This is a genomic window from Thioalkalivibrio sp. ALgr1, assembly GCF_000378285.1.
In the GTDB taxonomy this organism is placed as follows: domain Bacteria; phylum Pseudomonadota; class Gammaproteobacteria; order Ectothiorhodospirales; family Ectothiorhodospiraceae; genus Thioalkalivibrio.
The window spans coordinates 78,251-102,262 of the sequence record NZ_KB905132.1; the positions used below are offsets into that span (position 1 = coordinate 78,251).

22 protein-coding genes are annotated in these 24,012 nt (G+C 67.8%); 7 read left to right on the forward strand and 15 right to left on the reverse strand.

Annotation, left to right across the window (positions count from 1 at the left end; all coding sequences use genetic code 11):
- Nucleotides 1-202 precede the first annotated feature (202 nt).
- On the reverse strand, nt 203-1,924 hold the full coding sequence (locus F466_RS0100370) for a potassium/proton antiporter (protein ID WP_018993193.1): 1,722 nt from the start codon (nt 1,922-1,924) through the stop codon (nt 203-205).
- Here F466_RS0100370 and F466_RS0100375 point away from each other — a divergent pair.
- Entirely contained in the window at nt 1,923-2,963 is a 1,041-nt protein-coding gene (locus F466_RS0100375; RefSeq protein WP_018174878.1) for a lipid A deacylase LpxR family protein, read from the forward strand. The genes F466_RS0100370 and F466_RS0100375 overlap by 2 nt on opposite strands.
- 15 nt (nt 2,964-2,978) lie before the next feature.
- On the opposite strand, the gene F466_RS0100380 is transcribed toward F466_RS0100375, so the two are convergent.
- Nucleotides 2,979-3,926, reverse strand: a complete 948-nt coding sequence (locus tag F466_RS0100380) for an MBL fold metallo-hydrolase (RefSeq protein WP_018138945.1) — start codon at nt 3,924-3,926, stop codon at nt 2,979-2,981.
- A 437-nt stretch (nt 3,927-4,363) separates the two neighbouring features.
- Here F466_RS0100380 and F466_RS0100385 point away from each other — a divergent pair, with 437 nt between their 5' ends.
- The 3 genes from F466_RS0100385 to dut are packed head-to-tail and all read left to right on the forward strand — an operon-like array spanning nt 4,364 to nt 6,669.
- Nucleotides 4,364-4,966: a DUF502 domain-containing protein gene (locus F466_RS0100385; RefSeq protein ID WP_018138944.1), complete on the forward strand. Its 603-nt coding sequence runs from the start codon at nt 4,364-4,366 to the stop codon at nt 4,964-4,966.
- 10 nt (nt 4,967-4,976) lie between these two features.
- A complete protein-coding gene (coaBC, locus tag F466_RS0100390; protein WP_018993194.1) occupies nt 4,977-6,227 on the forward strand; it encodes a bifunctional phosphopantothenoylcysteine decarboxylase/phosphopantothenate--cysteine ligase CoaBC in 1,251 nt (416 codons plus the stop codon).
- The gene (gene dut / locus F466_RS0100395; RefSeq protein ID WP_018993195.1) at nt 6,208-6,669 is read left to right on the forward strand and encodes a dUTP diphosphatase; all 462 of its coding nucleotides are present in this window, start codon (nt 6,208-6,210) and stop codon (nt 6,667-6,669) included. The genes coaBC and dut overlap by 20 nt, the downstream gene beginning before the upstream one ends.
- Nucleotides 6,670-6,684: 15 nt before the next feature.
- On the opposite strand, the gene msrA is transcribed toward dut, so the two are convergent.
- From msrA to def, 13 genes are all read right to left on the reverse strand, one after another.
- Nucleotides 6,685-7,320, reverse strand: a complete 636-nt coding sequence (gene msrA, locus F466_RS0100400) for a peptide-methionine (S)-S-oxide reductase MsrA (protein ID WP_018138941.1) — start codon at nt 7,318-7,320, stop codon at nt 6,685-6,687.
- Nucleotides 7,321-7,351: 31 nt separating this feature from the next.
- Nucleotides 7,352-8,512, reverse strand: a complete 1,161-nt coding sequence (locus F466_RS0100405; RefSeq protein WP_018993196.1) for a PQQ-dependent sugar dehydrogenase — start codon at nt 8,510-8,512, stop codon at nt 7,352-7,354.
- An 84-nt stretch (nt 8,513-8,596) separates the two neighbouring features.
- Nucleotides 8,597-9,421 (reverse strand): Fpg/Nei family DNA glycosylase, encoded by an 825-nt coding sequence (locus F466_RS0100410; protein ID WP_018993197.1) that lies wholly within the window; start codon nt 9,419-9,421, stop codon nt 8,597-8,599.
- 13 nt (nt 9,422-9,434) lie between these two features.
- Nucleotides 9,435-10,412: a lipid A biosynthesis acyltransferase gene (locus F466_RS0100415; protein WP_018138938.1), complete on the reverse strand. Its 978-nt coding sequence runs from the start codon at nt 10,410-10,412 to the stop codon at nt 9,435-9,437.
- Nucleotides 10,409-10,747: a tetratricopeptide repeat protein gene (locus F466_RS0100420; RefSeq protein ID WP_018138937.1), complete on the reverse strand. Its 339-nt coding sequence runs from the start codon at nt 10,745-10,747 to the stop codon at nt 10,409-10,411. The genes F466_RS0100415 and F466_RS0100420 overlap by 4 nt, the downstream gene beginning before the upstream one ends.
- A 28-nt stretch (nt 10,748-10,775) precedes the next feature.
- A complete protein-coding gene (locus F466_RS0100425; RefSeq protein WP_018138936.1) occupies nt 10,776-12,230 on the reverse strand; it encodes a TrkH family potassium uptake protein in 1,455 nt (484 codons plus the stop codon).
- 13 nt (nt 12,231-12,243) lie between these two features.
- A complete protein-coding gene (trkA, locus tag F466_RS0100430) occupies nt 12,244-13,623 on the reverse strand; it encodes a Trk system potassium transporter TrkA (RefSeq protein ID WP_018138935.1) in 1,380 nt (459 codons plus the stop codon).
- Nucleotides 13,624-13,680: 57 nt separating this feature from the next.
- Complete coding sequence (locus tag F466_RS0100435) at nt 13,681-15,060, reverse strand: sigma-54 dependent transcriptional regulator (RefSeq protein ID WP_018138934.1); 1,380 nt, start codon at nt 15,058-15,060, stop codon at nt 13,681-13,683.
- The gene (locus tag F466_RS0100440; RefSeq protein ID WP_038056920.1) at nt 15,057-17,267 is read right to left on the reverse strand and encodes an ATP-binding protein; all 2,211 of its coding nucleotides are present in this window, start codon (nt 17,265-17,267) and stop codon (nt 15,057-15,059) included. Before F466_RS0100440 ends, F466_RS0100435 begins: the two co-directional genes overlap by 4 nt.
- A 280-nt stretch (nt 17,268-17,547) precedes the next feature.
- Nucleotides 17,548-18,117, reverse strand: a complete 570-nt coding sequence (locus F466_RS0100445) for a DUF4390 domain-containing protein (RefSeq protein ID WP_018993198.1) — start codon at nt 18,115-18,117, stop codon at nt 17,548-17,550.
- 3 nt (nt 18,118-18,120) lie between these two features.
- Entirely contained in the window at nt 18,121-19,476 is a 1,356-nt protein-coding gene (rsmB, locus tag F466_RS0100450) for a 16S rRNA (cytosine(967)-C(5))-methyltransferase RsmB (protein ID WP_018993199.1), read from the reverse strand.
- A gap of 3 nt (nt 19,477-19,479) precedes the next feature.
- Nucleotides 19,480-20,442, reverse strand: coding sequence for a methionyl-tRNA formyltransferase (gene fmt, locus F466_RS0100455; RefSeq protein ID WP_018993200.1), 963 nt, complete (start codon nt 20,440-20,442; stop codon nt 19,480-19,482).
- A complete protein-coding gene (gene def, locus F466_RS0100460; protein WP_018138929.1) occupies nt 20,442-20,975 on the reverse strand; it encodes a peptide deformylase in 534 nt (177 codons plus the stop codon). Before def ends, fmt begins: the two co-directional genes overlap by 1 nt.
- Before the next feature lie 144 nt (nt 20,976-21,119).
- Between def and F466_RS0100465 the strand changes: the two genes are divergently transcribed.
- The 3 genes from F466_RS0100465 to F466_RS0100475 are packed head-to-tail and all read left to right on the forward strand — an operon-like array spanning nt 21,120 to nt 23,933.
- On the forward strand, nt 21,120-22,289 hold the full coding sequence (locus F466_RS0100465) for a LysM peptidoglycan-binding domain-containing protein (protein ID WP_012983636.1): 1,170 nt from the start codon (nt 21,120-21,122) through the stop codon (nt 22,287-22,289).
- A 28-nt stretch (nt 22,290-22,317) separates the two neighbouring features.
- Nucleotides 22,318-23,451: a DNA-processing protein DprA gene (gene dprA / locus F466_RS0100470; protein ID WP_012983637.1), complete on the forward strand. Its 1,134-nt coding sequence runs from the start codon at nt 22,318-22,320 to the stop codon at nt 23,449-23,451.
- On the forward strand, nt 23,448-23,933 hold the full coding sequence (locus F466_RS0100475; protein WP_012983638.1) for a DUF494 family protein: 486 nt from the start codon (nt 23,448-23,450) through the stop codon (nt 23,931-23,933). The genes dprA and F466_RS0100475 overlap by 4 nt, the downstream gene beginning before the upstream one ends.
- Nucleotides 23,934-24,012: the final 79 nt, after the last annotated feature.

Below are 24,012 nucleotides of genomic sequence, written 5' to 3' on the forward strand. Positions count from 1 at the left end.
GACGCCCCGGCCCGCTCCCCCCTTCGTCTTCTTGGCATCTCGCCGTGCGCGCCCAGCGCCTCAGGCGGCCCAAAAGTATGAAATTTGTCACACCCTGCTTTTGATTCTTATATCAAAGCCCCCACCTCAATTGAAGCCGCAAATGCGATCCATACGGATCTGATCAAGCAAGCCCCCTGTCCGGCCTCCGGCATCGACGGCATCAGTGGCGCAGCTTCAGGCCGACCTTGGTGATGCGGGCGCCGTCCATCTCGCGGATCACCAGGCGCATCGGGCCAAGGTCGACGGCGTCGCCGACGACCGGCTCGGCCTGGAGTTCACGACGCAGGTAGTCCTCCAGGGTGTCGCCCTGGTGTTCGGGCGGTACCGGGGCGCCGTAGGCCATGCCGACCGCCCCGAGTTGGGCGTCGCCATTGAGGGCAAACTCCCCGAACACACTTTGCTCGGTCAGGCGTTCCGGCACCTGGTCCTGCGGGACGAACAGGCGGTCGAGGTCATGCAGATCGGCCGGGGCGACCATGATGTAGAGGTGGTCGCCGGCATGCAGATCGAGCAGCTCGAGCGTGTCCAGCAGCTTGCCCTCGCGCAGGTGGGCCACGACCCGCGCACTGCCCGGCAGGCGGAAGTTCGACCACGCCTCGCGCACCACCGGCGTGGTCTCGGCCAGGCGATAGCCGACCAGCTCCATCTCCTGCTGTCCGGGGATGTCCAGCTCGGTGCGCTGCACCCGCGCGGTGGTCGGGGGCAGCTCCAGTCCCAGCCAGCGCGCCGAGGGCGCGACGGTCCAGCCCTGCACCAGCAGCGAGATCAGCACCACGAAGAACACGACGTGGAAGAAGTAGCCCGCCAGCTCCAGCCCGGCGAGCAGCGGGAACAGCGCCAGGATGATCGGTACCGCGCCGCGCAGACCGACCCAGGCGATGAAGACCTGTTCGCGCCACGGGAAGCGGAACGGGTACAGGCACAGCCATACGGCCAGGGGCCGGGCAACCAGGATCAGGACCGCGGCGACGAGCCCCGCATCCAGTGCCACCGGGGGCAGCCCCGAGGGCGTCACCAGCATGCCGAGCATCAGGAACATGCCGATCTGTGCCAGCGAGGCGATCCCGTCGTGGAAGCGCTTGATGTTCTGCGAGGCCTCCAGCGGGCGGTTGCCGATCAGCAGCCCTGCCAGGTACACGGCCAGAAAGCCCGAGCCGCCCACCAGCCCGGTCAGGCCGAAGATGGCCAGTGCCCCGGCCATCGCGAACAGCGGGTACAGCCCGCCCGCCATCGGCACCCGGTTGATCAGCGCCAGCAGGGCGAAACCGCCCGCTACACCAAACAAGGCCCCCAGCCCCATCTGCTGGACAAACTCGATGGCGACGACCACACCGAACTGCTGATCGGGCATCAGCAGCAGCTCGATCAGCACGATGGTCAGGAAGATCGCCATCGGGTCGTTGGAGCCGGACTCGATCTCGAGCGTGGCACCGACTCGGCTTTTCAGCTCGAGCCCGCGCGAGCGCAACAGCGAGAACACCGCCGCCGCGTCGGTGGACCCCACAATCGCCCCCAGCAGCAGCCCCTCCAGCCAGGACAGCCCCAGCCACCAGACGGCAAAGACCCCGGTCAGGCCCGAGGTAACGAGCACCCCGAACGTGGCCAGCCCCAGGGCTGGTTTCAGCCCGATGCGGAAATTGCGAGCAGGAGTGCGCATCCCGCCGTCGAACAGGATAATCGCGAGCGCGGCCGAGCCGACCAGATAGGCCAGGGTGATATTCTCCACCTCGAGGCCGCCCGGGCCCTCTGGCCCGAGCAGCATGCCGATCACCAGGAACACCAGCAGCAGGGGCACACCCAGCCGCGAGGTGATCACGCTCGAAAGGATGCTGCCCAACAGCACAATGGCCGCCAGGAAGATGATCTGGTTGGAGAGGTCCATGCGTCGATCATACCGGAAGCCCCCGAAAACCCGCCCGGGGAGAGCGGCCCTTGCCCTGGCCGGCGCGCTGGCCGTCCCGCTGGGTCTCGCAGCAGCGCCGGCCGCCGCCGAGCGCGGCGTCGACGCGCTGCACTTCGAGTTCGAGAACGACCTGTTCGCCGGTGAGGACCGCTACTACACCAATGGCTTCCGCATCGGCTGGACGCGCAGCGAGGAGCGCGTACCCCCCTGGCTGCAGCGGGTCGCGGACGCCCTGCCCTACTTCGTCGATCGCGAGGAGCGCGGGCGCCTGAAATCGGCCATCCACCTGGGCCAGAACATGTACACCCCGGAGGACATCGAGCGCTCGCCCGCGGACCCGGACGACCGCCCCTACGCCGGCTGGCTTTATCTGAACTTCAGCCTGGCCGAGGATCACGGCGACCGGCTGGACCGCCTGCAGGTCACCGTGGGCACCGTCGGGCCCGCCTCGCTGGCCGACCGCACACAGAAGGAAGTCCACAGCTGGTCCAGCGCACCGCAACCGCAGGGGTGGGACGACCAGATCGGTAACGAGGCAACCCTGATGGTGGGCTACGAGCGCCAGCTACGCGGGCGCTCGCATCGCGCCGAGGGCGGCTGGGGCTGGGACCTGACGCCACACTGGGGCGCGACCGTGGGCAGCCCGTTCACCTTCGCCAACGCCGGTGCAATCGTGCGCGCCGGCCGCAACCTGCCACGCGACTACGGCCCGCCTCGGATCAATCCGGCCCTATCGGGTTCGCATACCTTCGAGACGGTCGGCTCCATGGGCGGCTATCTGTTCGCGGGGGTAGATACCCGGCTGATGGCCTATGACCTGTTCCTGGACGGCCCGCTGTTTCGCGACGGGCCCTCGGTGGACAAGCACCCAGCAGTGGGGGAACTGACCGCCGGGTTCGTGTTCCATGTGGGCGGGGTGCGCCTGGGCTACACCCATGTGTGGCGTTCGCGGGAGTTCAGCGGCCAGGCCAAGGGCGCGGCGGAGTTCGGCTCGCTGCACGCCACCTGGCAGTTCTGACTCCGGCCACGCGCCTCAAAACACCGCGGCCTCGACGTCGGGGTAGGTCGTGGCGACCGAGCGGTCGATCTTGTCCTCGAAGCCCGGGTAGTCCTCGAGGATGTCCGCCATGCGCTCGCGCACGAGCGGCACGGTCTCGAAGTCGGCCAGCCCCTGCTCCACGCCCTCCTCAATCGCATCCCAGAGGGTGACCAGATAGTTCTGCAGGCGCGGCAGGGTCTCCGCCCCCTCGAGCCGGCCGTGGCCGGGCACGACCACATCGGGCTCCAGCGCGATCAGCTCGTCCAGCAGCTCGATCCACTGCGCGACATCGCCATCCCAGACCGAGGGCGCGCGATCGCTGTACACCACATCCCCGGCCAGCAGGATCTTCGTCTGCGGCAACCAGACGATCAGGTCACCCGGGGAGTGGGCACCGCCGGAGGGAAAGATGACGACCTCGGTACCGCCCAGGACTCGCGTGACGCGCTCGTCCACGGGCTTGTTCGGCAGCAATGGTGTGGTATCGCCGGTCGCGCCATCGGTCATCTCGCGAAAGTTCTCGACCCAGGTTTCGGCCTCCGCCTCCATACGCTCGATGGCCTCGGGGCCGGCCATGATCTCCGGCTCGTCTTCGGCGAACGCATGATTGCCCAGCCAGTGGTCGCCATGACTGTGGCTGTTCACGATCCAGCGCACGGGCTGATCGGTCACCTCGCGGATGGCCTCGCGCAGGGCCACGCCCATGGTCTCGGACGAGCCAGTATCGAACACGAGTACACCTTCGTCGGTCACCACGAACGCCATGTTCGCGTTCCAGCCGAGATTCTCGCGGCTGGGGAAATCGCGCGCCGATGTCATCACGGCGTAGACCCCGGGGGCCACGGCCTCGGGCTGCATTTCGTAGTCCTCGGGCGCCGCCGGCTCGCCAGCAGGCGACGACGTGGTCAAGACCAATGCCATCGCCAGGCTCGCCAGCACCACACCCAATGGTTTCCATCCCTGCATGGCAATCACCCCCGACTATTCCCGATCGTGAAGAATAGACCCGCCAGCCGCCGCAAAGTGCGCTGCGCCGCCTACGCGGCCGAAACTGATAGCATCGGGGCCTCCCCCCAGGGAAACACTGATCAATGTACACGCTCGCGTTGGTACCCCAGGTTTTCCGAGACAAGGAGCGTCGTGCAGCGGGTAGTGGTGGTTCTACCCGCAAGCGGCGCAACGCAGGATCGGGGAACCTGGGGTGCCAACCCCACAAACCATTGAACAGCAGGGGCTCGGCCGCTTTTGCGTGCGTACGGCGTTGCGGCTCGCTTATGTAGCTCGGCTACACTGCGCTCACCGCGCCTTGTTCGCACGCAAAAGCGACTCGAGCGCGAGCGTGTACATTGATCAGTGTTTCCCTAGGATGGAGACTGCAGGTGCGCAAGATTTCCCGGACCTTCCTGACCGGCCTGGCGGCCATCCTGCCCCTGGTCATCACCCTGGCCCTGCTCTGGTGGCTGGGCACCACGGCGGAGACGGTGCTGGGCGGGCTGCTGCGCGCGATCCTGCCCGATGCCCTGTATTTCCCGGGCCTGGGCATCCTGGCCGGGCTGGGGCTCGTGTTCGCGCTGGGCGTTCTGCTGCAGGCCTATGTGGTGCGCGGCCTGTTCGATTGGGTGGAATCGCTGATGCAGCGCATCCCGGTAGTCAAGACCATCCACGGGACCGTGCGCGACGTAACGAATCTCCTTTCCGGCGACATCCATCAGCGCTTCGGGCAGGCCGTGCTGGTGACCTTTCCGGGCAGCGACTTCAAGCTGGTCGGCTTTGTCACCCGCGAGGATTTCGAGGGGCTTCCGGAAAACCTGGGTGGCCCGGAGACGATCGCGGTCTACATGCCGATGAGCTACCAGATCGGCGGCTACACCCTGATGCTGCCGCGCGACCGCATCGAGCCACTGGATCTCTCGCTGGAGGACGCGATGCGCTATGCCCTGACCGCCGGTGTCTCCGCGCGCCAGGACAAGGGAACCGGGTAGAATTCGCTGCATGACGGACCACCACGACCACCAGCCACGGATTCTGATCGGCGTCAGCGGCGGCATCTCCGCCTACAAGGCCTGCGAGCTGGTGCGCGAGCTGAAGCGCGCCGGCTGCGAGGTGCGCGTGGTGATGACGGCCGGCGCCCGCGCCTTCGTGACCCCGCTGACCTTCCATGCCCTGTCCGGCGCGCCGGTGCGCACCGAGCTGCTGGATGCCGAGGCGGAATCCGGCATGGATCACATTGCCCTGGCACGCTGGGCGGACCGCATCGTGGTCGCCCCGGCCAGCGCCAGCCTGATCGCCCGCTACGCCCAGGGCCTGGCGGACGATCTGCTGAGTACGCTGCTGCTGGCCACCACCGCGCCGGTCGCCCTGGCACCGGCGATGAACCATCGCATGTGGGCCCACCCGGCCACGCAGGCCAATATCGCGACCCTGAGCGAGCGCGGCGTGACCCTGATCGGGCCGGACAGCGGCGACCAGGCCTGTGGCGAGCAGGGCGAGGGTCGCATGCGCGAGCCCGCCGCGATCGCGCGGGAGCTGCTGCAGCCGGCACACGCCCCTCTGGCCGGGCGTCACGTACTGATTACCGCCGGCCCCACCTTCGAGCCGATCGACCCCGTGCGCTTTATCGGCAACCGCAGCTCCGGGCGCATGGGCTTTGCCCTGGCCGCGGCGGCACGCGATGCGGGCGCACACGTGACCCTGGTGCATGGGCCGACGGCCGAGGCCGTGCCCGCGGGCGTCGCAGGCATCGCCACGGAAACGGCGGCCGCCATGCACGCCGCGGTGATGGAGCGACTGCCCGAGACCGACATCCTGATCGCGGCCGCGGCCGTAGCCGACTACCGCCCGGCCGAACCACAGGCACAGAAGATCAAGAAGTCCGACCCGGTGATGCACCTGGCGCTGGAGCGCACCCGGGACATCCTGGCTGAGGCGGCAACACAAGCGGCCTCGCTCCCCCGACGCCCGTTCCTGGTCGGCTTCGCGGCCGAGACCGAGCACCTGCGCGAACATGCCGAGGCCAAGCGCCGCGCCAAGGGGCTCGACCTGATCGCCGCCAACCGGGTCGGCGAGGGCCGCGCCTTTGGCACACCCGACAACGAACTGCTGTGCCTCTGGGAGGGTGGCGAGCGCCGGCTCCCCAGCCAGCCGAAGACCCAGCTGGCCCGGGCGCTGATCGAGCTGATCGTCGAGCGCCTGACCGAATGCGAAACGGATCAAGGAACCCCGAATGCCCGCCCCCGAGATTGACCTGAAGATCCTGGACCCGCGCATGGGCGCGGACTTCCCGCTGCCCGCCCCGGCCACCAACGGCTCGGCCGGCGTCGACCTGCGCGCGATGACCGAGGCGCCGCTGACGCTGGAGCCGGGCGCCGCCGAACTGATCCCGACCGGGCTCTCGATCCATATCGAGGACCCGGGCTACGCCGGGATGATCCTGCCCCGCTCCGGGCTAGGTCACAAGCACGGCCTGGTGCTGGGGAACCTGGTCGGCCTGATCGACGCCGACTACCAGGGGCCACTGATGGTCTCCTGCTGGAACCGGGGCGCGAACGCCTACACCCTGGAGGTCGGCGAACGCCTGGCGCAGCTGGTCATCGTCCCGGTCGTCCAGCCGCGCTTTCGCGTGGTCGAGGACTTCGAGGAGAGCGCCCGTGGCGTCGGCGGCTTCGGCTCTTCCGGCCGCGGATAGCAGACGGAGGAACCCTCAGCCCGAGGGATAGGACACGCCCACCCCACCCAGACCGCAGTAGCCGTTAGGCACCTTGGCCAGGTACTGCTGGTGGTAGTCCTCGGCAAAGTACCAGGCGTCCAGTGGCTGGATCTCCGTGGTGATGGCGCCACGCCCTGCGGCATCCAGCGCCGCCTGGTAGCGCTCGCGGCTGACCTCGGCCGCCGCCTGCTGTTCGGCCGATTCCACATAGATCGCGGAGCGGTACTGCGTGCCGACATCATTGCCCTGGCGCATGCCCTGGGTCGGGTCGTGTCCCTCCCAGAACACCCGCAACAGCGTATCGATCGACACTCGGGCCGGGTCGAACACGACACGCACCAACTCGGTGTGCCCGGTCTGCCCGGAACAGACCTCGCGGTAGGTCGGGTTGCGGGTATAGCCGCCGCCATAACCCACACTGGTCGAATACACGCCGTCGATCTGCCAGAACAGCCGCTCCGCACCCCAGAAGCAGCCCATGCCCACATGCAGCACCTGCATGCCGTCCGGATAGGGCGGCGCCAGCGGCGTGCCCAGCACCATGTGCCGCGGCGGGACCGGCAGCGGCTCGTCGCGCCCGGGCAGGGCCTCCTCGGGCGCGGGCATGCGCGGCTCGGAAAACGCAAACATCACAAGGGCTCCTTCCGGAAACGTGGATTCGTCAGCCGGGATCGGCCGGGGTCAGCCGGATCAGCTCGCCCGGGTTGTGGTCGGTCAGCACGTAAATCGCGCCATCGTGCACGCGCACATCGCGGATGCGGCGGCCAAGATCGGGGAGCAGGTCTTCCTCGTTGACCAGCTCGCGGCCCTCGAAGGTCAGCCGGCGCAGGGTCTGGCCCCGCAGGCCACCCACCAGCAGATCGCCATCCCAGGCGGCAAAGGCGGAATCACGCAGGATCGCCATGCCGGACGGGGCAATGGCCGGCGTCCAGTAGTGGATGGCGGACTCCATCCCCTCCTTCTCGGACTCGCCGGTACCGATCGGGCCGCCGGAGTAGGCGCCGCCATGCGAGATCACCGGCCAGCCGTAGTTCAGGCCGGGCTCGATAATATTCACCTCGTCGCCACCGCGCGGCCCGTGCTCGTTCTGCCAGAAGGTGCCGGTCTCGGGATCGATCACCATCCCCTGCGGGTTGCGCACGCCGATCACCCAAAGCTCGGGATGGGCGCCATCCTCGTCGAGGAACGGGTTGTCGTCGGGTACCGAGCCGTCATCGTGCAGGCGCACGATGCTGCCGGCATGGTCGTCCTTCTTCTGGGCGCGATCCTGGTCACCACGATCGCCGATGCTGACGTACACATAGCCCTCGTCGTCGAACACGATGCGCGAGCCGAAGTGACGCCCGCCGCGGGCCGCCGGCTCGGCGGAGAACAGCACTTCGACCTCCTCCAGCGCCCCGTCCGTGAACTGCCCGCGGGCCAGGCGCGTCGTCTGACCGCCCTCCACCTGCGCGGAATAAGTGAAGTACAGCCAGCCGTTGTCCTCGTAATCCGGGTGCAGGGCCAGATCCAGCAGCCCGCCCTGGTTATTCGCAACCAGGTCGTCCGGCAGGCCGGACACCATCTCGCCGCGCCCCTCGAGGTTCTCCGCGTCGGGGAAATAGCGCAGCTGCCCGGGCCGCTCGCTGATCAGCGCCCCGCCATCCGGCAGAAAGGCAATCGCCCAAGGGTGATTGAGCCCCGAGTGCAGGACTTCGCCCCGCAGCTCGCCGTCGGCGGTGGAGAATTCCTCGGCCGCGATCCCGGCCGAACCCCCGCAGGCCACCAGAAGCCCGCCCAGCAACGGGGCCGCCAGCAACCGCCCCGGGTATCGCTTGTCCATGTCCCTGCCCTCGTTAGGTCCGTACCCGTTGGTGGCCCGTACCCGCCGCCGGGTTCCCCGGGGCACCAACGCGAGCGTGTGCATTCATCCGTGTTTCCCCGGCTGACAGGACGGACACCAGTAGGTGGAGCGCAGGTGCTCGCCCGCCAGCGCCCGCTCCACCGGTGTCCCGCAGGTGCGGCAGGCCTGCCCGCTGCGTCCGTACACGTTCAGGTACTCGTCCGTCTCGGCCCGCGCGCGCGTGATACGCGGGCCCGGCTTGAGGTTGCGTCGCAGCAGGCGCGCCGCTTCGCAATAGAGCGCCAGGAGCTCGTCATCCGTGATCGCGCCGACCGGGTCGAGTGGATGTCGTCCGTGCAGGAACAGCACCTCCGACTTGTAGATGTTCCCGATGCCGGACGCCAGCGACTGATCCAGCAGCACATCCAGAATGGGTCGCGCGGGGTCGCTGCGGGCACGGATACGCCGGACGACTGCGGTCAGGTCCACCTCCGGGTCCAGCAGATCCGGCCCCACGCGCGCATCCAGTCGCTCCGGGTCGCCGCGCCCCTCCGGCCGGGGTTGCCAGGCGAGTTCGCGCGGATGGAAACAGACCAGCACCCGGTCCGCGAGCCGCAGCACGGCCCAGGCCTGATACTCCGGCTTGTGCCAGACGGCCCCCGGCGCATACTGGTGCCAGGTCCCGTACATGCCCAGGTGCGTGCGCAGCTGCCAGGCGCGGCCCGCGGCGTCGTCCAGCTCGATCAGCAGATGCTTGCCGCGCGCGCTCACGCCACGCGCAGCCATGGCCCCATGCTCCACCAGTGCCGCACCACGCCGGGACCGGGTCGACACGGCCTCCAGCGCGGCGCCGGTCAGCAGCGGACCCAATGCCCGGGCCAGCTTGTGGATGGTATCGCCCTCGGGCATCGCGGATGGACGATCAGCGCTTGCGGCTGGGATAGAGCGGGGGCTCGCCCTCGGGACGGGTGCGAAACAGGCGCATGGACCACAGGTACTGGGCCGGGGCCTGTGTGACCCCGCGTTCGATGGCCTGGTTCATCTGCCGGGCATCCGTATGGTCATCGCCGCTAGGGAAGCCCTCGAGCGGGGGCCACAGGCGCATCACGTACTGGTCCGCCACCGAGTCGTACCAGGCGAAGCTGGGCAGCACGGCCGCCTTCGACATGCGCGCCAGGCGTCCCAGCGCAGTGAGCGTCGCCTTGGGTACCCCAAAAAAGTCGACGAACACCGCTCCCTCGGCCCCCAGATCCTCGTCCGGCAGGTAGTAGAAGAAACGGCCGCGGCGAAGCTGGCGAATGGCCGGACGCAGGCCCTGCTCACGGGCGAAGATGTCGCCCGAGTAGCGTGTGCGGCTGCGGTGGTTAATCCACTCCAGCACCGGGTTCTTCATCGGCTTGGCGAACGACACACCGTCGTACATCTGGCTCATGCGCACGCCGCCGTAGTCCAGCGCCAGCGAATGCGGGGCGAGGACGATCACCGGCGTACCGGCCGCCTGCAGGCGCTCGTAGTGTTCCAGCCCCTCGATGCGGATGCGCGCGGCGTGCTGGCCGGGCTTGCCGAACCAGAGCAGGCCGTAGTCCAGCACCGTCTGCGCCTGGTAGCGGTAGTAGGCCTCCATGCGCTTCTCGCGCTCGGCCGGGGTCATTTCGGGGAAACACAGCTCGAGGTTGCACTCCACCACCGCGCGGCTGCGCCCGGCGCCCTTGCGGATCAGTCGCCCGAGCCCCCGGGCCAGTGCATGCACGGCCGGGCGCGGTATCTCCTGCAGCACCCAGGCGACGCCCAGCAGCAGCCAGCTGCCCCAGTAGCGCGGGGCGAAATGACGGCCGGTCAGCGGTGCCTGATAGGCGCCTGCCTCCTGGCCCGAGCGGGTCTCCCCGGCCTGTTCGCTCATGCGCCCCCGCCCGCATCGAGCTGCTTGCGCGCGCGCTTCGCATAGACCTCCATCTCCTTCGCCGCCTGCAGGTCGCCCTTCTCGGTGGCGATGGCAATGCCGCGTTCGCAGGTGGACAGCGCGGCCTGCGGCCGCTCCAGGTCAACGAGGGTCTTGGCCAGCAGCTTCCAGGCGGCGGAATACCCGCCATCCAGTTCCAGCGCGCGTTCCAGGTGCGGAATCGCGGCCTCCTTCTGGCCGTCGGTCGCCAGGGCGTTGCCCAGCGAAAAGCGCAGCATCGCGGAGTCCTGTCCGCCATCCAGCATGTTCTGGAAGCGTTCGATCATGTCACTCATGGAGCTCCTCCTTCTGGATATCGTCAGGCTAACGCCGCCAGAAGGCGGGCGACAGAAGCACCAGCACGGTAAAGATTTCCAGCCGGCCCATCAGCATCGCCAGCACCAGCACCCACTTGCTGAAGTCGTTAATCGAGGCGTAGTTGGCCCCGACCTCGCCCAACCCGGGGCCAAGGTTGTTCAGGGTCGCGGCCACCGCGGAGAACGAGGTGACCTGGTCCAGCCCGGAGGCCATGATCAGCAGCATCATCACCACGAAGACCATCACGTAGGCGGCGAGGAAGCCCCAGACCGCCTGGACCACGCGGTCGGGCGCTTCCTTGCCGTTCACCTTCACCGCGATCCGGGCATGGGGATGGATCAGGCGCTTGATCTCGCGCAGCCCCTGCTTCACCAGCAGCAGTACGCGCACCACCTTCATCCCGCCGCCGGTGGAGCCGGTGCAGGCCCCGATGAACGACAGGAAGATCAGCAGCACCGGGAGAAAACCCGGCCACAGGTAGAACGCATCGGTGGTGAAGCCCGTGGTGGTCGCCACCGACACCACGTGGAAGATCCCCCGTCGCAGGGCATCGTTCGTATCGGCGGCAAAGCCGCTCCACAGCATGTAGCCGACCACGATCACGGCGGCGGAGACCAGCAGGATCAGGTAGGTACGCAGTTCCTCGTCACGCCGGTACGGCTTCCAGGTCGCGCGGTGCAGCACCAGGAAGTGCAGCGCAAAGTTCATCCCGCCAAGAATCATGAACGCGATCGCCACCGTCTCGATCGCCACCGAATCGAAGTGCCCGATACTGGCGTCGTAGGTGGAGAACCCCCCGATCGCGATGGTCGAGAACGCATGCCCGACCGCGTCGAAGGCCTCCATCCCGGCGGCCCAGTAGGCCAGCGCGCAGGCCACGGTCAGGCCCAGGTAGATGTACCAGAGGTTGCGCGCGGTCTCGGCAATGCGCGGGGTCAGCTTGTTGTCACGGATCGGGCCGGGGGTTTCGGCCTTGAACAGCTGCATGCCGCCCACGCCCAGCAGCGGCAGGATCGCCACTGCCAGCACGATGATCCCCATGCCACCCAGCCACTGTAGCTGCTGGCGATACCACAGGATCGCGCGCGGCAGGTCGTCCAGCCCGGTGAGCACCGTCGCCCCGGTGGTGGTAAGCCCGGACATGGACTCGAATACCGCATCGGTAAACGAAACCGGCAGGTTCGGGTCCAGTACCAGAGGCGCCGCCCCGGCAATCCCCAGCCCAAGCCAGAACAGCACGACCAGGATGAAGCCGTCGCGCACCTGCAGGTCGCTGCGCGCCCGGTACATCGAGCCCCACAGGATCCCGCCGATCAGCAGCAGCAGCGCGAACGCCTGCAGGAACACCCAGGCGGTGGACTCGCCGTAGAGAAACCCGATCGCCGCCGGCGGCAGCATGGTCAGGCTGAACAGCGTCAGCAGGACCCCAAGCAGGCGGGCGGTGGATGCGAAATGCAGCATCGGCCAGTACGACCTAGAAGAACAGCGCGGAGGGCTGGAACAGGCGCTGCACCTGCTTGACCTTGCGCCGGTCGGTCAGGAACAGGATCACGTGGTCACCGGCCTCGATCACCGTGTCGTGGTGCGGGATGATCACGTCCTCGCCGCGCACCACCGCGCCCACACTCGTACCCTCGGGGAAGTCGATCTCCTCGATCCGCCGCCCCACCACCTGGGAGGTGCGGGCATCGCCGTTCACCACCGTCTCGATTGCCTCGGCGGCGCCGCGACGCAGGGTATGCACGGTGGCCGTTCCGCCCTCGCGCACGCGCGCCAGCAGCGCGCTGATGGTCGCCTGCTGCGGCGAGATCGCGACGTCAATCGTGCCGCTTTGCAGCAGGTCCACATAGCTCGGACGGTTGATCAGCGACATCACCTTGCGCACGCCCCAGCGCTTGGCCAGCATGCCGGCAAAGATGTTGGCCTGGTCGTCGTTGGTCACCGCACAGAAGACGTCGTTGTTCTCGATGCCGATCGATTCGAGGAAGCGGTCGTCCGCACTGTCGCCATGCAGGACCAGCACATTGCTGGGCAGCGAGCGCGCCAGGTGGTCGGCGCGATCCGGGTCGCGCTCGATCACCTTGACCCGGTAGCGCTTGCTGAGCGTCTCCGCCAGGCGCTCGCCGATATTGCCGCCGCCGGCGATCATGATGCGTTTGTAGGGCTTTTCCAGCTTGCGCAGCTCCGAGGTGACTGCACGGATGTTCTTCTTCGCGGCGACGAAGAAGACCTCGTCGTCGGCCTCGATCACGGTGCTGCCATCCGGCTGGATGGAGCGGTTCTGGCGAAAGATCGCCGCGACCCGCGTGTGGATGCCGGGCATGTCGCTTTGCAGGTTCTTCAGCTCGTGCCCGACCAGCGGCCCACCGTAGTAGGCGCGCACGCCGACCAGCGAGACCAGCCCCTCGGCAAACTCCAGCACCTGCAGCGAGCCCGGATGCTCGATCAGGCGGTGGATGTGACGGGTGACGATCGCCTCCGGCGAGATCAGCATGTCCACCGGCATCGCATCCTGGGCGAACAGCTCCGGGGTCTCGTGGTAATCCCGTGAGCGCACACGGGCGATCTTGGTTTCGACGTTGAACAGGGTCGAGGCAACCTGACAGGCGATCATGTTCACCTCGTCGGAGTCGGTCACCGCGATGACCATCGAGGCATCCTGTGCCCCGGCGGCCTCCAGCACGCTCGGGTGCGAGGCGAAGCCGTTCACCGTCTTGATGTCGAACTGGTCCTCCAGCTCGGCCAGGCGCTCGCCGCGGGAGTCGACGATGGTGATGTCGATGCCGTCGGCGCTCAGGGCCTCGGCCAATGACTGGCCCACCTGCCCGGCGCCGAGGATGATGATGTGCTTCATGCGTCTCCCGTCCCGGAGATGTCAGGGCGTCGTGCCAGGGAAACGAAGGCTGGCGTCTCAGCCGTCGGCCTTCACCCGTTTTGGATCGATGCCCAGTGCCTTGAACTTGCGATAGAGGTGGGTGCGCTCCAGCCCCACCCGCTCGGCCAGCCGTGTCATGTTGCCTTCCGAGCGCTCCAGTTGCTGGATCAGATACTCGCGCTCGAACTGCTCGCGCGCCTCGCGCAGCGGCAGGTCGGGGATCGCCAGTGCCCCCTCCTCGAACTCCTCACCGCGCTGCGGCTGGCCGGTCAGGGTGCGCTCGACCTCGTCGCGGGTGATCTCGTCACCGGAGCCGAGGATCATCAGCCGTTGCACCAGGTTGCGCAGCTCGCGCACGTTGCCGGGCCACTGATACTGCTGCAGCCGCTCCAGCGCCGGACGCTGGAACAGCCGCATCGGCAGGCCTTCCTGCTGGTGCAGATGGCGCATATGGTAGTCCAGCAACTCCGGGATGTCCTCCGCGTGCTCGCGCAGCGGCGGGATGGCCAGCGGGAGGACGTTCAACCGGTAGTACAGGTCCTCGCGAAACCGGCCCTGCTCCACCGCCGCGCCAAGGTCATGCTGGCTGGCGGCAATCACCCGCACGTTGACGCTGATCGGCTGATCGCCGCCGATACGGGTAATGCGCTGGGTATCCAGGGCATGCAGCAGGCGCCCCTGCGTCTGCATATCCATCTCCGCGACCTCGTCGAGAAACAGCACGCCACCGGCGGCCTGCTCGAGCAGCCCATAGCGCACACGATCGCCTTGCTCGCTTCCGAACAGCTCGGCCACGGCCTCGTCGCCCGACAGCGAACCGACCGAGACCACGATGAACGGACTGTCCCGACGGGCGCTGCGCGCATGCAGCAGCCGGGCGAAGGTCTGTTTGCCCACCCCGGGCTCGCCGGTAATCAGCACCCAGGTGTCGTGTTGCGCCATGCGCTGCACCTGGTCGCGCAGGTTCACCATCACCGCACTGCCGCCCACCGGGTCGGCGACCGTGCCGGCATGGCGTTTCAGGCCCACGTTCTCGCGCTGCAGGCGGGCGGCCTCCAGGGCGTTGTTCAGCGTGATCAGCAGCTTGTCGATCGACAGTGGCTTTTCGATGAAGTCGTAGGCCCCCAGGCGCGTGGCATCGACGGCGGTCTCGACATTGCCGTGGCCGGAGATCATCACCACCGGACAGGGCAGACCCTCGTCGTCGCCCCACTCCTTGAGCAGGGAGATCCCGTCGCCATCCGGCATCCAGACGTCGAGGAGAATCAGATCCGGCCGGCGACTACGGCGCTGAGCCTTGGCCTCGGCCACCGAGCCGGCCAGCGCCACCTGATAGCCCTCGTCCTCGAGGACATCCTGCAACAGCATCCGGATATCCGGTTCGTCGTCGACGACCAGTACGTAGGGTTCGCTCATTCCGGTTCCTCGTGGGCCAGGGCCTGCGGGGTATGTTCGACCGGGATGCGAATGCGGAAAACCGCCCCACCTTCGCCCGCCGGTTCATTATGGCACTCAATCATGCCGCCATGTTCCTCGACGATCTTCTGCGCGACCGCCAAACCGAGACCGGTTCCACGCGGCTTGTCGGTGGTGTAGGGCTCGAAGATGCGTTCCAGCAACTCGGGCTTGATACCCGGGCCGGTGTCGGTCACCCGCAGCTCGATATGGGGTCCGGTCGGATCGTCGAGATAGGCGGTCGCGATATGCACCACGAACGCCTCCTGGTCCTTGCCGGCCTCCAGCGCGTTCTTGATCAGGTTGTGCAGCAGCTGTCGCAGGCGTCCGGCGTCGCCCCGAATCCCGGGGAGGCCCGACTCCAGGTCGGTCTGTACACGGGAATGGCCGTCGGAATCGACATACAGCTCGCAGACATCCTGGATCAGCTGGTTCAGGTCCACCGATCCCAGTTCCAGGCGCGGGGCCTGGGCGTAATCGCGGAAGGCGTTGACCAGCGTCTTCATCGCCTCCACCTGCTGGATGATCGTACCGGTCGCGCGATCCAAGACCTCGCGATCCGCCCCGTCCAGGACCTTGCCCAGCCGGCGCGACAGACGCTCGGCGGAGAGCTGGATCGGGGTCAGCGGATTCTTGATCTCGTGTGCCAAACGCCGCGCCACCTCGCCCCAGGCCGCGTCGCGCTGCGCCTTCAGGAACTCGGTCATGTCATCGAACACGATCGCGTGCAGGCCGCGGCTGGAGCCCGAGGTTGGCAGCCATACGGCACGCGTCATCAGCACCTTGCGCCCTGAACGGGTAAACACGACAACCTGCCGCGACCACTCGTCTTCCTGGCGCGCCAGGGCATCGTTGATCGCCTCGAAGAACTGCCCGACCAGCGGACACTCGGCGCCCAGCTCGGAGATCGGACGCGTGCGGGCGCCCTGCAGGTCGCACTCCAGGATCTGGCCGGCGGCCTCGTTCGCGGTGCGAAGGCGCAGACTGCCATCCAGCGCGAGCACGCCGGAACGCAGGTGCTGCAGGACGCTCTCCAGGTAGGCGCGCTCGGCATCCAGCAGGCGGCGGTTGCGTTCGGCCTCGTCACGCGCCTCGTTCAGCGTGCGCGTCATCGCATTGAACGACTGCACCAGAAAGCCCAGCTCGTCGGCCCGCTGCACCGCGAGCCGGGTGGAATAGTCGCCAGCCGCGACCGAGCGCGTCCCCTGCACCAGATCGGAGATCGGACGCACCATGCGCCTGGCCACCAGAAGCCCGGCCCACAGAGCCGCCATCAGCGAGATCGCCAGCGCCAGCGACAGGGTAAAGATAAAGCCCTGGATGATCGGGCCGCGCAGGTAGGCGAATTCGCGGTAGCCGGCAAAGGCATCCTCCACGCGTTGTGACAGGGCCGACATGCGCGGATCGACCGGATAAATCCCCTGCAGGATGCGGTTCTCCGCCCCCGGTCTTCGACTACTGGTGGTCGCCACCACGCGAATCACCAGCGAGCCGTCGGTCTGCGGCTCAAGTCGCGAATACGGCTGCTCCGGGCGCACCCGCATCAGGATATCGGCCCCGGGGGGACTCGGCAGGCGGCGGATCGGGCTGTCGGTGGACGAGGCAATGATGCGGTTGTTGGAGCCGACCAGCGTCAACTCCTGGGCCCCAACCTGACGGCGGTAGTCATTCAACGCCAGCGGAACCAGACCCTCCGAGACCCCTTCCAGCTCGCTCATCATCTCCTGCGTCTCGGTCGCCAGCTGGCGCACGCGCAGATCCAGCGACGAACGCGACAGCTCCAGGGCATCCTCCAGCGCGGAGTCCACGCGCACGTCGAACCAGGAGTCCACGCCCTCGTTCAGGAACTCGAAGGAGAAGTAATAGACGACCGATACCGGCAGCACCGCGACCAGCATGAACCCCCCGACCAGCCGCAGCGTCAGGCGACTGCCGGGCACCCCCTGGCGATACTGGGCGACCATGCGCACGAACTGGTGGACGATCAGCCCCCCCAGCACCAGCAGGATTGCGGCGTGGAATACCAGCAGCCACAGGAACAGCTGCTCGAAGCGGGCCTGGTCCTGCGCCGCCCCGCCCATGACCACCAGCGAGGTCAGCAGCAGCAGGAACAGCAGGCCCATGCCCAGCAGGCCCCATGGGAAGCGTCTTAGGGAAACGCTGATCAATGTACACACTCGCGTTGGCACCCCAGGTTTTCCGAGACAAGGCTCGCCGTGCAGCCGGTAATGGTTCTACCGGCAAGTGGCGCAACGCAGGATCGGGGAACCTGGGGTACCAACCCCGCAAGCGATTGAATGCCGGGGCTCGGCCGCCCGTTGTTATCAAAAACGGGCATGCGCACGGCGTTGCGGCTCCCTTGTGCAGAATGACTGCACGGCAGTTGCCGCGCCTTGTTCGCACGCAAAAGCGACGAAGCAGCGAGCGTGTACATTGGCCAGCGTTTCCCTAGTCCAGGGACCATCGATGCCACTCCCGCCGGGTGGTGAGGTCACCGCGCAGACCGGCATCCAGCTGCAGCGGCAAGGGCAGCGCCGAATACACGAGCAACAACCGCGCGGCCATGTTGTAGTCCTCCGGCCGCTCGCGCACCGCCCCCGGGACGCCGTGCATCGGCAGGCGCCCGAGTCGGCGGGCCACATACTCCAGGGCATCGCCCAGGGTCGGTTTGAGCTCCATCCGGTCGTCGTTCACGTCGGTTACCAGGTAGTAGCGGTTCAGCGCAAAATATTGCAGCTTGACCCGGCGTGTCTCGTGCTGCACGGACTCCCGTCCCAGCCAGCGATCCCGTTCGATCCGGGCCTCGGCCTCGAATTCCAGCGTGACCCCGTTCGCCAGCGCATCCTCCAGCACCTGCGGCAGTCGCATATCTAGCACAAGGCGCACCAGCAGGGTGTCATCGTCCATCCACATGTGCCGGGCGTCGCGGATCTCCAGGGCCTGCGCCGTACCCGGGGCCAGCGCCAGCACGAGCGACCATGCCAGCAGGAATCCGATCGGCGACCGCCCCGCGCGCATGCCCTAGTCCTTTGTCAACAACGCGTAGTAGAAGCCATCGCCGCCTTCCAGGCCCAGCGGCAGCGCCCAGCCGACCGAGCGTACGTGCGCGCCGGCGATCGGCGGGCCGCCCTCGGGCTCCAGCGCGCGCGCATCCGGCGTGCGCTGGAGAAAGCCCGCGACCACCGCGTCGTTCTCCTCCGACAGGAGCGAACAGGTCGCATACAGCAGGCGCCCGCCAGGGCGCAGCAGTCCCCAGGCCGCCTCCAGAATACGCGCCTGCTCCGCCGCCAGGCGCGGGATGTCGTCGGCGCGACGCAGGGTCTTGATGTCCGGGTGACGCCGGATCACCCCGGTCGCCGAGCAGGGCACATCCAGCAGGATCGCATCGAAGGGCTGGCCATCCCACCAGGCATCGGGGTCGGCGACGTCGGCCGCGGTCAGTTGCGCGGCGAAGCCCAGTCGGTCGAGATTTTCGCGCACCTGCACAAATCGCTCGGCATCGTTGTCCAGCGCAGTCAACTGGAGATCACCACCCGCCCGTTCCAGCAGATGACCGGTCTTGCCGCCCGGGGCCGCGCAGGCATCCAGCACGCGTTCGCCCGGCTGCGGATCGAGCAGGACCGCCGCCCATTGCGCAGAGGCGTCCTGCACCGAGAGCCGGCCCTCGGCAAAACCGGGCAGTCGAGCGACGTCCGCGGGTTCCTCCAGTGTCAGGGCTGCCTCCAGCTGAGGATGCGCCTGTGCCGGGTGCCCCGCCTCGACCAGCGCCTCAAGGGCGTCCTCGAGCGAGGTGCGGGACAGGTTCACGCGCAGGGTCATAGGTGCGGGACGGGTGGCCGCCTCCAGCAACACCTCCCAGTCGTCGGGCCAGGAGGCGCGGATCGCCTCCAGCAGCCATTCCGGAACGGCATAACGCAGCGCCGGGTCTTCCCGGACTGCCGCCTCCAGCGCATCCTGTTCGCGCTGCGCGCGCCGCAGTACCGCATTGATCAGCCCCACCGCACCGGGGCGATGGATGGCCCGCGCCAGCTCCGCGGTCTCGCGCACGGCCGCGTGGTCACGGGTAGAGAAATGCATCAGCTCGGCCAGCCCCTGCGCCAGCAGCACACCGATCACGGCGTCTTTCTTGCGCAGCGGGCGCTCCAGGAACCCGTTTACCAGCGCCGACAGTTGCGGATACCAGCGCAGCGTGGTGTAGGCCAGCGCCTGCACCCAGGCCGCGTCGCGGGCGTTCAGCCCTTCGGTTGCGTGCTCGACCGCGCGCGTCAGGGAATGCCCCTGCAATACGACCCCCTCGGCCGCCTCCAGCGCCCGCTGGCGCGGGGAGCGCGAGTCCACCCGCGAGGGTACGATGCGTCCGTTGCGCTTGCCCGCCATCGCTCAGCCGCCCGCGAGGCGCTGCCCGACCAGCGCCGTAGTATTGGCCCAGTCCGCGGCCGCAACCGGGCGCTTGCCCGGCAGCTGCACGGTCTCCAGAAGCAGCTGACCTTGTTCGGTGCCCACTTGCACCCCGTCACGGCCCGCGGCTCGGATGGTGCCCGGCTCCGGGTCCGCCGGCCCGGGCAAAGGGCGCGCGGCATGCACGCGGATCACCTGCTCGCCCCAGCGCGCCTGGGCAACCGGCCAGGGGTTGAAGGCCCGCACCTGGCGATCCAGCTCCACCGCCGGGCGGGCAAAATCCAGCCAGGCCTCACCCTTTTCCAGCTTGTGCGCGTAGGTCGCGCCGGCATCGTCCTGTGGTTCCGGCTGCGAACGCCCCGCGAGGATCTCGGGCAGCCGCTCCAGCAGCAGCTCGGCGCCCAGCGTGGCCAGCGTATCGTGCATCTCACCGGTGGTCGTCGTCGCCGTGATCGGGGTCGAGCGACAGGCGTGCACCGGGCCCGTGTCCAGGCCGGGCGCCATCTGCATCAGGCAGACCCCGGTCTCGGTATCGCCGGCCAGGATCGCGCGGTGGATCGGTGCCGCACCGCGCCAGCGGGGCAACAGCGAGGCGTGGATGTTCAGCCCGCCCCGGCCCGGGATCTCCAGCACCGTTCGCGGCAGGATCAACCCGTAGGCCGCTACGATCAGGATATCCGGGCGCCAGGCGGCCAGTTCGGCCTGGGCCTCGGGCGATTTCAGGGATTCCGGCTGCAGCACCGGGATGCCGGCCGCCTCGGCGGCGACCTTGACCGGGCTCGGGCGCAGTTGGCGCCCCCGCCCCGCCGGGCGATCCGGCTGGGTGTAGACGGCCACGGGCCTCGGGCCGCGCTCGATCAGGGCCTCCAGCGCAGGGACCGCGAAGTCGGGTGTACCCGCGTAGACCACACGCGGCAATGGCACGTCCTTGTTGCCTTGCTTCATCAGACGGCGGGCGCCGCGGCCTTGTCTCCCGCGCCGGCCCGCGCGCCCTGCTTCTCCAGCTTCTTGCGGATGCGATTGCGCTTCAGGCTGGAGAGGTAGTCCACGAACAGCTTGCCGTCGAGGTGGTCGATCTCGTGCTGGATACACACGGCCAGAAGGCCATCGATATCGAGCTCATAGGGCTGGCCGTCTCGGCCGAGGGCACGCACACGAATACGGTCGGCGCGCTGCACCCGCTCGTAGAATCCGGGCACCGACAGGCAGCCCTCGTCCATCTCCTCCTCGCCGGAGGTCTCGAGGATCTCGGGGTTGATCAGCACGTGCGGCTCGCTCTGGTCATCGGAGACATCCGCCACCAACACCCGTTTTTGCACGTTGATCTGGGTGGCCGCCAGACCAATGCCCGGCGCGTCGTACATGGTTTCCAGCATGTCGTCGACCAGAGTGCGGACCTCGTCGTCCACCGTCTCGACCGGCTCCGCCTGCAGACGCAGGCGGGGATCCGGGAAATGCAGTATTTCGCGCTTGGCCATGAAAAACCTCAAACTTTGTACTGTACAGATGCCGCAATTCTGCTAACGTTGGACCGCAATATCCGCGGAATTGCGTCATCCGCATGGGGCCGGGCTAAAGCAAAAGAAGGCTCGGGGAGCGCGCGGATCTGACAGGGGACAGCAATGTACAAGACCAGGGCGACCACGACCTTCGTTCTGCCGGGCATTTTATTCAGTGTAACGCTGTTGCTCGGCGCCTGCGCAGCCACCCAGACCGAAGAGGGGGCTGCCACCGCCGAGGACACCGAGGCCACACAAACGGCCCGCAGCGAGGACACCTCCCGCGAAACCGACCGGGCCGCCGAGACCCCGGAGCCGGAACCCGAGATCCGCGAATCCGCTCCCGAACGCTACGTGGTCCGCGAGGGCGACACCCTGTGGGACATCGCCGCGATGTTCCTGCGCGATCCGTGGTACTGGCCGGAGATCTGGCTGGTGAACCCCGAGATCGAGAACCCGCATCTGATCTATCCGGGCGACGTACTCAGCATCTACTACGTGGACGGCGAACCGCGCATCACCGTGGATGGCGGCCCGCGCGTTCGCCCGACCAAGCGTCTGTCGCCCGAGATTCGCGTAGTCGATCGCGATGAGGATGCGACCCCGATCTCCACGCTGCAGTCGTTCATGTTCCGTCCGCAGGTGCTGGACGACGAGACGCTGGACAACGCCCCCTACATCCTGGCCTCGCAGGATGAGCGCGTGATCTTCGGCCCGGGCGACCGCGTCTACGTGCGCAATGCCGAAGACACCCAGCAATACGACCTCTATCACATCGTGCGTCGTGACGGCGAGCTGGTGGACCCGGACACCGGCGAGAACCTGGGCATTGCGACCCTGCCGATTGGCGAGGCCGAGATCGTCGAGCCCGGCAACGTGGCACGCGCAAACATCCGCAAGGGTGAGCGCGAAGCCATCCGTGGCGACCGCCTGGTCCCCTATGCCGATGAACAGGACATGCTGTTCGAGATCGGACGTCCGCCAGAAGACCTGGAGGGCACGATCATCTCCCTGTTCGACGCGATCAGCCAGATCGGCCAGCTCCAGGCTGCGATCATCAACCGTGGCGAGCGTGACGGCATCGAGAACGGCCAGGTGATGACCGCCTACACCGCCGGCCGCCAGGTTCGCGACCCGATCAGCGACCGGGCGAACGAGGTCGTGACCTTGCCCGAGGAATCGGTCGGAACGGTGATGGTGTTCCAGACCTTCGAGAAGGTCTCCTACATCCTGGTCACGGAGTCCGACCGCACCCTGCGCGAGGGTGACAAGGTCCGCCATCCGTCGCACTGATCCGCTCGCACGGGCATCCGCACCACCGATGACCGACGACTGGGACCGGGCGACGCATCAGCGCGCCTGGCTGGAACTGATCAACACCCCGGGGCTCGGCCACCAGCGCCTGCTGCATCTGGTCGAGGCCTTTGGCGGTCCCGGCGCCGCCCTGGCCGCTTCTCCTAGCGAATGGCGCCATCACGGCGTCGAGCTGAATATCGACCCGGCGGCCCGCACGGCAGCCGCCGATGCCGACCAGGCCTGGCTCGACCAGGACGAGCGGCACCACCTGCTATGCCGGGATGACCCCGACTACCCGCCGCTACTGGCCGAAATCCCCGATCCGCCCCCGGTCCTGTACCTGAACGGCGACCCGAGCCTGCTGCATCGGCCGCAGATCGCCATCATCGGCGCACGCGAGTGCACGCCGCAGGGCGAACGCCTGGCCGGGGAGTTCGCGCGCGAGCTCGCCGGTGCCGGCGTGGTGGTGACCAGCGGCCTGGCGCGCGGCATCGACGGGGTGGCCCACGAGGGCGCCCTGGCTGCCCCCGGTGGCCGCACGATCGCAGTCGTCGCGACCGGCCCCGACCGCATCTACCCGGCGCAGCATCGTCGCCTCGCCCACCGCATCGCGGATCACGGACTGGTCGTATCGCTGTGGCCAACCGGCACGCGCCCACTGGCGCGCAACTTCCCGCAGCGCAACCGGGTGATCAGCGGCATGGCCCTGGGCACGGTCGTGGTCGAGGCCGCGCTGAAGAGCGGATCGCTGATCACCGCCCGCCTGGCGGCGGAACAGGGCCGGCAGGTCTACGCGGTGCCGGGCTCGGTACTGAGCCCGGTCAGCCGAGGTTGCCATCGCCTGATCCGTGATGGGGCGCAACTCGTGGAATCGGCCGACGAGGTGCTGGAAGACCTGGCGGACTGGCTCGGCGTCGCCCCCGGGGAGACAGCCAGCACACCACCGGAACCGGCCCGGGAGCCACTGGATCCGGAGCAGGAACGCGTGCTGAACGCGATGGGTTTTGACCCGATCCCGCTGGAAACCCTGCGGGATCGCACCAAATTGACCATCGAGCGCCTTTCATCCATGCTGGTTTTGCTGGAACTCAACGGCCGTGTGGCCGCCCTCGACCACGGGCGCTACCAGCGCCTCGACGCAGGATCCCCTGAATCATGAACGAAAGCGTGCTGGATGTGCTCATGTACCTGTTCGAGCACACCATGGACGAGGAATCCGACGAGGAGCCGGATCGCGCGGAACTGGAACGCCACCTGGTGGAGGCCGGTTTCGCCCGCCCCGAGATCGACCGCGCCCTGGGTTGGCTGGATCGCCTGATGAGCGAGGCCCCCCTCACCGGTCGCGGCGGCGACAGCGCGGCCCAGCGCATCTATGCCCCGGAAGAGCGCAAGCGCCTGGACACCGAGGCGCACGGCTTCCTGCTGCACCTGGAGCAAAACGGGCTGCTGACCGCCGGCACCCGCGAGCTGGTACTGGACCGCGTGATGGAACTGGACGCCGAGGAGATCGACCTCGACCAGCTGCGCTGGGTGGTGCTGATGGTGCTGTTCAACCAGCCCGACGATGCGATCGCCTATTCCCGCCTGGAAGAGGTGATGCGCGACGATGCCGGCCCGTCGGCCGTGGATTATCTGCACTGAGTCCACCGTCCTCCGCAGACAATGCGGTAGCCACGGGCGTTTTCCTCCTCTAGTCTTTAGCGCCCGTGAACCCGGTCGC